5 protein-coding genes and 1 pseudogene are annotated in these 8,456 nt (G+C 44.4%); 3 read left to right on the forward strand and 3 right to left on the reverse strand.

Going from position 1 to position 8,456, the window contains the following annotated elements; translation table 11 throughout:
• The first annotated feature begins 82 nt into the window (after positions 1-82).
• From QUA13_RS06845 to QUA13_RS06855, 3 genes are all read left to right on the forward strand, one after another.
• Positions 83-1,372: an aminopeptidase P N-terminal domain-containing protein gene (locus tag QUA13_RS06845; RefSeq protein ID WP_333197621.1), complete on the forward strand. Its 1,290-nt coding sequence runs from the start codon at positions 83-85 to the stop codon at positions 1,370-1,372.
• Between the two features lie 258 nt (positions 1,373-1,630).
• A complete protein-coding gene (locus QUA13_RS06850; RefSeq protein WP_333197623.1) occupies positions 1,631-4,558 on the forward strand; it encodes a PAS domain S-box protein in 2,928 nt (975 codons plus the stop codon).
• 6 nt (positions 4,559-4,564) lie between these two features.
• Positions 4,565-5,794 (forward strand): ATP-binding protein, encoded by a 1,230-nt coding sequence (locus tag QUA13_RS06855; RefSeq protein WP_333197624.1) that lies wholly within the window; start codon positions 4,565-4,567, stop codon positions 5,792-5,794.
• A 15-nt stretch (positions 5,795-5,809) separates the two neighbouring features.
• On the opposite strand, the gene QUA13_RS06860 is transcribed toward QUA13_RS06855, so the two are convergent.
• From QUA13_RS06860 to QUA13_RS06870, 3 genes and pseudogenes are all read right to left on the reverse strand, one after another.
• Positions 5,810-6,391, reverse strand: coding sequence for an HAD family hydrolase (locus QUA13_RS06860; protein ID WP_333197625.1), 582 nt, complete (start codon positions 6,389-6,391; stop codon positions 5,810-5,812).
• 302 nt (positions 6,392-6,693) lie between these two features.
• Positions 6,694-7,821, reverse strand: coding sequence for an ATP-binding protein (locus QUA13_RS06865; RefSeq protein WP_333197626.1), 1,128 nt, complete (start codon positions 7,819-7,821; stop codon positions 6,694-6,696).
• Positions 7,818-8,456: pseudogene (locus QUA13_RS06870) on the reverse strand (WD40 repeat domain-containing protein); the annotation flags it as partial. The pseudogene QUA13_RS06870 and the gene QUA13_RS06865, both read right to left, overlap by 4 nt.

Consider the following 8,456-nt stretch of genomic DNA (forward strand, 5'->3'; position numbering starts at 1 on the left):
AAGTTTGACAAGCAGCGCTTGAAACCGCCGAGTGTTAATATGACACTCAATCTAAAATCTAAAATCTAAAATCTAAAATCGGATGACCAACTCCACCGAATACCGGCAAAGACGCGAACAGTTAATGGCAAAAATTGGCAGCGGGACGGCGATATTTCGCAGCGCGCCCGCAGCCGTCATGCACAACGATGTAGAATACGCATACCGACAAGATAGCGATTTTTTCTACTTAACCGGTTTCAACGAAGCTGCGGCGGTAGCAGTGCTCGCGCCGCACCACGAAGAACACAAGTTTGTCCTGTTTGTGCAGCCAAAAGACTTGGAAAAAGAAACTTGGCACGGTTATCGCGCCGGAGTAGAAGGCGCTAAGGAATTGTACGGCGCGGATGAAGCTTTCCCCATCGCCGAACTTGCGGAAAAATTGCCGAAATATTTAGAAAAAGCCGATCGCATATACTATCACTTCGGGCGCGATCGTACTTTCGACCAAACAGTCCTCAATCACTGGCAGCGCTTGATGGCAACCTACCCGAAACGCGGCACGGGCCCCACAGCAATCGAAGATTCCAACATCATTTTACACCCGATGCGGCTGGTGAAAAGCGAAACTGAATTAGCATTAATGCGAAAAGCCGCTAATATCTCAGTTGCAGCGCACAACCGCGCTCAAGAATTCGCCAAACCTGGCAGGTACGAATACGAAATCCAAGCTGAAATAGAACATACTTTTGGCTTAAATGGCTGCACTCCCGCTTACCCTTCAATTGTTGCATCCGGTTACAATTCTTGCGTCCTCCACTACATCGAAAACAACCGCCAAATGCAGGAAAACGATTTGTTGCTAATAGATGCCGGTTGTGCTTGCGACTACTACAACGCTGATATTACTCGCACCTTTCCTGTTAGCGGCAAATTTACAGCCGAACAACAGATAATTTATGACTTAGTTTTGCAAGCACAATTGCAGGCAATTAGTCAAGTATATCCGGGTAATCCTTACAGCAAAATTCACGAAACAGCGGTGCGCGTTTTGGTGGAAGGTTTAATGGATTTAAAACTTTTGGTGGGAGACATTGAAGAGATAATTAAAGAAGAGAAATACAAGCCATTTTATATGCACCGCACTGGTCATTGGCTGGGATTGGACGTGCACGATGTCGGCGTTTATCAGTACGGCGAAAATCCGCAAGTTTTGCAGGCTGGACAAGTGCTGACGGTGGAACCGGGGATTTATATTTCTCCTTATATTAAACCCGTTGAAGGACAGCCGGAGGTTCCTGAAAAATGGCGCGGTATTGGCGTGAGAATTGAAGATGATGTTTTGGTGACACTTGAGGGCCAGGAAGTCTTGACGGCGGGAGTTCCTAAATAAAGGTAGAAGGCTTTGGGCACAAGTCAATCGATTTTAGATTTTAGATTTTAGATTTTAGATTGACCCCACGGATAAATTCGGGGGGCAAGTTTCATCGGATACAGGTTTTTTATTTCTGGACGGATGAATCCGGGGGCTTGTATCCTGGATGCTTTCGGTCAAGAAAGATTGGCTACTTAAGTTGGCAGTAAAGGCTTGAGCTTTGTTAGTATTAACTAGAAAAAGCTCAAGCCCGCAACTGGCAAACCTAGAGCCATTATGTGTATTGATCCTACCAAGATCGATCGACCTCTCGAAACCTGCGAAGCATTAGTAGCAGAGCAAAAAGCAAAAATTCGGCAACTTGAAGAGGATTTGCAGCAGCAGAGAGAATTGTGCCAGAAATTAGAAGCACAACTCAAAGCAGTCGAGAATGCTGGCTTTTCGGGTTCGGCAACTGAATTGGATATCACCGAGGACGATCGCATTCGGTTAATCGCATCTCTGGAAAAAAGCCAGGAAATGTACCGAACTCTCATCAAACATTATCCGAATGGTTCGGTGTTTTTGTTCGATCGCGATTTGCGCTATACCCTGGTTGACGGTCAAGGGTTGGCAGTAGTTGGTTTGTCCAAAGAACTGTTGGAAGGCAAAACATTGTGGGAAGTATCCCCACCAGAAGATTTGCCACTTTTTGAGACTACATATCGCGCGGCTTTGGCAGGAAAAGAGAATACTTTTGAATATAAATACGGCGGTCGCGTTTATTCAACAACAATTGCTCCCGTCAAAAACAACCGGGAAGAAATTTTTGCAGGGATGGTCGTTACTCAAGATATTACCGAAAAAAAACAGGCAGAAATAGCGCGGGAAGAAATCACAAATCAGCTAGAAATTAAATATCAAAAGCGCACTGAAGACTTGAAAACAGCCAACAATCAATTGCAGGAAGAAATTATCTATCGCTGGCGCGCCGAAGAAGCTCTGCGGGAAAGCCAAGAACAGCTAGAATTGTTTTTCTCTCAATCTTTAGATGGCTTTTTCTTTATGATGCTGGACGAACCGATTAACTGGGACGATACAGTTGAAAAAGAAAAAGTTTTGGATTACGTGTTTGCTAACGGGCGGGTAACGAAGGCAAACGATGCTTTGATCGCTCAATACGGAGGTAGTAGAGAAGAGTTTATTGGTAGGACGCTTTACTCTTTTTTCTCCCACAACTTGACTGGCGGCAGAGAGATAATCAGGCAATTTTTTGATGCTGGCAGAATTCACATCAAAAATGACAATCGCAAGTTTGACGGGGTTATAATTTGGGTGGAAGGCGACTATATTTGCATTTACGATTCCCAGGGCAGAATCGTCGGATATTTTGGCGTGCAGCGCGATATTAGCGATCGCACAAAAGTAGAAGCGACCCTCAGAGATAGCGAAGAACGCTTTCGGGCAACCGTCGAACAAGCGGCAGTCGGCATTACCCACCCTGACAAAACAGGCCGCTATTTGCGAGTCAATCAAAAATTCTGCGAGATCGTGGGATATACTGCGAGCGAACTGCTGTCGCGAACTTGGATGGACGTTACTTACCCAGAAGATATAGATGCAGATTTAGAACAAAGCAAGCAATTATTTGCCGGGGAAATTGACAGTTTTAAAATGGAAAAACGCTTGCTGCGCAAAGACGGCACTGTAGTTTGGGTAAATATTACAGTATCGCTAATCCAAGAACCGCTGAGCGGGGCAATTTACAATGTAGTAGTGACAGAAGAGATTAGCGATCGAAAACAAGCTGAGGCAGCACTGAAAGAGAGCGAAGAAAGGTTCCGACAGCTAGCAGAAAACATTGAAAGCGTGTTTTGGATGTTAAACGTTCAACCCCTGGAAATTATTTATATCAGTCCGGGTTATGCAAAAATTTGGGGCAGAAGCTGTGCAGATTTGTATGCTTGCGAGCGCTTTTTTACAGAGTCCTTCCACCCAGAAGATCGCGACCGCATTATTGCTACCTTCACTAAACAAATTGAGTCTGAAGAGGATATCGAATATCGAATTGTGAGGCCGGACGGCAAAATCCGCTGGATTCGCGCTCGGGCTTTTCCGATTAGAAATCAAGCTGGTCAAGTTTACCGCATCGTTGGCATTGCAGAAGATATAAGTGAAAGCAAACAGGCAGAAAAAACTATCCGTGAAAGTGAAGAACGCTTCCGCCAACTAGCAGAAAATATCCAAGATTCCTTCTGGCTGATGTCTGCTGAATTCACCGATTTATTGTATCTGAGTCCAGCTTACGAAAACATCTGGGGGCGCAGCCAGGAAGAATTATATGCCGATCCATTAAAAATGATGGAGTGGGTGCATCCAGAAGATAAACATTTGTTGGAAGAGGCAATGGGGCGAGTGTTGCAGGGCGAGTCAACCAGTACCGAATATAGGATTTTTCGGCCAGACGGCACAATGCGCTGGGTGTGCGATCGAGCTTTTTCCATTTACGACGAAGCGGGCAAAATTTACCGCATCGCGGGTATTGGCGAAGATATCAGCGATCGCAAATTGACCGAGGCCCGCATCCAAGCAGCACTCCGCGAAAAAGAAGTATTGCTCAAAGAAATTCACCACCGCGTCAAAAATAATATGCAGGTAATTTCCAGCTTGCTGCAACTTCAAGCTCAATACATTGAAGACGAAGCGATGCTAACTTTATTTGAAGAAAGCCAGACCCGAATCCATTCAATGGCTTTGATTCACGAGCAACTGTATCAATCCGAACATCTCGATCGGATCGACCTCCCCCTCTACGTCGAAAACTTAGTTGCTAATTTGTATCAATCTTTTGGGTGCGGCAACACTGCGATCCAATTCACTCTCAACGTTGACCCCATTTGTTTAAACATAGAAACAGCGATTCCTTGCGGGTTAATTATTAACGAACTGGTTTCTAATTCGTTAAAATATGCCTTTCCCCCTAGCTTAGGAGGGGAAATTAGTATTATTTTTTTTGAAGGGAGCAATCACCAATTTAACTTAACTATTCAAGATAACGGTCGCGGATTTCCGGAGAATTTTGATGTGGAAAATACTGAGACATTAGGATTGCAATTAGTTAAAATGTTGGCTTATCAATTAGAGGCGAGTATTGCCATTGACAGTCAGTGTGGAACTTGCTACAATCTAATTTTCAAAGAATTAAATTATCGGCAGCGCATTTAAAAAAAAATGAACCCTATAAAAATTTTGGTTGTAGAAGACGAAGTTATTGTAGCGCAAGACATAGCAGGTAGATTAAAAAAACTCGGATATGTAGTAACAGCTACAGTCTCTTCTGGAGAAGAAGCAATTCAAAAAGCTATAGAAAACCCGCCAAATTTGGTGTTGATGGACATCGTGCTTAAAGGTGACATGGACGGAGTAACAGCGGCAGAAAAAATCCGAACTAATAGGAATGTGCCGACAGTATTTTTAACAGCTTATGCCGACGATAAAACGCTGCAAAGAGCGAAACTTACAGATCCATTCGGTTACATTATAAAACCCTTTCAACAACATGATTTACGGGTGGCGATCGAGATTGCCCTGCACAGACACGAAATCGAAACCAAGATGCGAGAATCTCTCAAAGCCTCGGAAGCAGCCAGAGAGTCGCTAGAAGAAAAATCGCACCGCCAAAATCATTATATTTCAATGGCCGCTCACGAATTGCGCAACCCGCTCAACGCAATTTTAATCTCTGCGGAACTCCTAGAGATCGATCGAACTCGCAGCAGTGACGAATCCCAAGTTAGAACCCTGCGACTGGTGCACTCAGCTACCCAAAAGATGAACCAGCTAATCGACGATATGCTGTTCATGGGTAGAGCAGAAGCAGGCAAACTCAAATGCAATCCATTACCGATAAATTTAGTCGAATTTTGTCAAGAATTGCTCGCTCAATTGCAGTTAGGAAATGAAGCCAAGCACAAACTAACATTAATCCCGTCAGATGTTACGAGCGCGATGTTAGATCAACAATTGCTGCACGGCATTATTTCTAACTTAATCGTCAATGCCATCAAATATTCCCCCAACGGCGGGAAAGTCACCTTGGAATTGGAATACCGTCAAGCAGGCAAGGGAGATAAAGAAGCTATTTTCTGCTTATCTCCTCACTGTTTCTTTGGCAATTCCCAATTTATAAATAGTAACTCTCCTTTACTAATTATGCGTATCCGAGACGAAGGTATCGGCATCCCCGAAACGGAAGTAGGGAAAATCTTTGAAATGTTTTACCGCTGCAAGAATACCGGAAAGATTAAAGGTAACGGTTTGGGATTAACAATTGTTAAAAAAGCTGTGGAATTGCAAAGAGGTGCGATCGCCTGCGAAAGCAAAATCGGCGTTGGTACAACCTTCACAGTCGCGCTTCCTTACCTTGCCCTTTCCTCTAAGACTCAACGAGAAACAACTTAAATACCACTACAAACACTAATCAAAGTGTTGCAAAATCCACTCCACAGCAGTCGCTAAATTGGCTGCAATAAAATCCGGTTTAGTATGATGCTGATACTCACCGCTCAACACGCTTTTCCCGTAACCAGTTTGCACCAAAATGCCAGTACAGCCGGCATTGTGAGCCATATCAACATCAGTCGCTTTATCCCCCACCATAAAACTATTCCGCAAATCCAAATCGTGTTCCCAAGCCGCCGCTACCAACATCCCCGTATTTGGTTTTCGCCAAGTCGTATACCGCGTAAATTCTGGGTTGGTTCCGCCTTCGGCTGCGCTTAAATAAGGACAGTAATAAAGAGCATCTAACTTGGCTCCTGCTTCATTTTCTAATAACTGACACAGGCGTTTGTGCAAAGCTTCTACGTGGCTGACGGGATTATAACCCCTCGCTGGACCCGATTGATTGGAAACCAAACAGCAAAATATTTGTCGGTCATTTAAACGGCGTACAGCTTCAGCTATTCCGGGAATTAAATGCAAATCTTCTACTTTGTGGATGTAGCCGACTTCGATATTGAGAACGCCATCTCTGTCAAGAAATACTGCTCGTTTCATTGTTGTATTGTTTTTGATATAATATAAAACTCGGTGGCATGGGAATTGATATTACCCACAGTCAGGACACGGCAATGCCCAAGGCGTGTCAACTTAAGCTTTTCGTCCGCTAGTCCTCCCGCCTACCCGGCAGTCCGCCAGGGAATGAATTCCCTGTCTAATAGCGAAAGTCCTCTAAAAAAGGACTGAATAATTCATTAGTCCTCTTTTAGAGGACTTCAGCTTTGAGACAGGGGTTTCAACCCCTGTCGGACTATCGGTGTAACGTTAAGTTGACTCCAATGGACACTGCCGTGTCCTCATCATGATTCTAAAATAGATTGTTTTCCCAGCCATTCGCGGAAACTATTATGATACAAACTATAGCAAATTTCTCCTCCAAATTCTTGTTTATTTAAGAACTCGATCCAATTATCTAACACTTTTTCAACCTCGTATTCATCCTCATCAATTATATTGGATATCGCACTTACAGACAAACCTGCTGTGGATTTTATCAAAACATTCAGCACAGACAACTCGATCGCCGATAAAGCATCGCCTCTCATCCGCAGCCAGTGGTTGTGATAATAAGTTGCTAAACCGGGAGGAAGTTCAGGGAAAAGTGAGGACTCCCCCAGATTAGCATCGGGGTGTGAATTCTCGTTAATGGCAGGTAACATCTGACTCAGATACATGAAATTGTTTTCGCTGACAGTTGCGAGTTGTTGGCAGAATTCGGGTTGAGTTAAATCCGGTGCAGTTGATAGGTATTGCTGAATGTAGTTAAGGGCATCTTCGCGATTTTGGGCGGGATAATCTCTTAAATCGAGAGTTTGAGAGGGGGTTTCAATTAACAAACCGGATTTCTCTCTCAAAAACGGGCGGCGGGCGAGGATAAAATAAGTACGATCGCCCAAATATCTCGGCAGATAAAACAGATTTGAGCTGGGAGGCTGACTGGTGCGGGCGATCGCGTCTACAGAATCAATGACTATTATCAACTTTTGGCGATCGTCTAATTTATCGCTAATTTGCTGAAGCAACAAAGACAGAAACCAACTCCCATCATCGGATTCGAGATTTTGAAGTTGAGATCTTAGCTTGAGGATTTCCGATGTTTCCCCATTGGCGGCAAGGTATTTGTCAATCAGTTGAGTGCAGACTGAAGCGAGAAAATCTTCAGCTCGATTTTTGCCCTCAACTGCAGCGTTGTAATAGATACTGCGAGGATAGGCCCTGACATATTGGGCGAGGATGGAACTTTTGCCGCAGCCGGGAGTGCCGACTATTGTGAAATAACCGCGGCTGTGGGAGTTCAGAAAGTCGGATATCGCAGAAAAAACAAACTTGCGGCCTGCAAAATTCTCGGTTTTTTCTCGCAGGAGTTGCTGAAATTCCTTTGGGTAAGAATCGGTAGAGATGGGAGTTGGCAGAGGTGAGGAATTCATGTTAGTTCCTCCACCCCTTCTAGCTGCAGGAAATATACGCGGCCGGATTCGTCGCCTGCCACAATTGTGACTCCATCGGGTGCGATCGCGCAACAGGCGATCGAGCTTTCACCCGCGAAACTAACAATGACATTTCCACTCGACAAATCCCAGACTTTGAGGGTTTTGTCTCTTGAACCAGAAATTGCCCGCTTGCCATCCTCCGTGACGGCTACTGCATTTACTGAGTCGCTATGACCTTTGAGAGTAAATTCTTCCTTTCGAGTTGTTAAATCCCAGACTTTGAGGGCGTTGTCAGATGAACCAGAAATCGCCCGCTTGCCATCAGGAGTGACTGCTACTGCATTTACCCAGTTGCTATGACCTTTAAGAGTAAATTGTTCATCTTCAGTTGTTAAATCCCAGACTTTGATGGTGCTGTCTCTTGAACCGGAAATCGCCCGCTTGCCATCAGCAGTGACTGCTACTGCATTTACCCAGTTGCGATGACCTTTAAGAGTAAATTGTTCATCTCCAGTTGTTAAATCCCAGACTTTGATGGTGTTGTCAGATGAATTAGAAATCGCCCGCTTGCCATCAGCAGTGACTGCTACTGCATTTACCCAGTTGCGATGACCTTTAAGAGTAAATTGTTC

This window comes from Microcoleus sp. S28C3, from assembly GCF_036700785.1.
Taxonomy (GTDB): Bacteria; Cyanobacteriota; Cyanobacteriia; order Cyanobacteriales; family Microcoleaceae; genus Microcoleus; species Microcoleus asticus.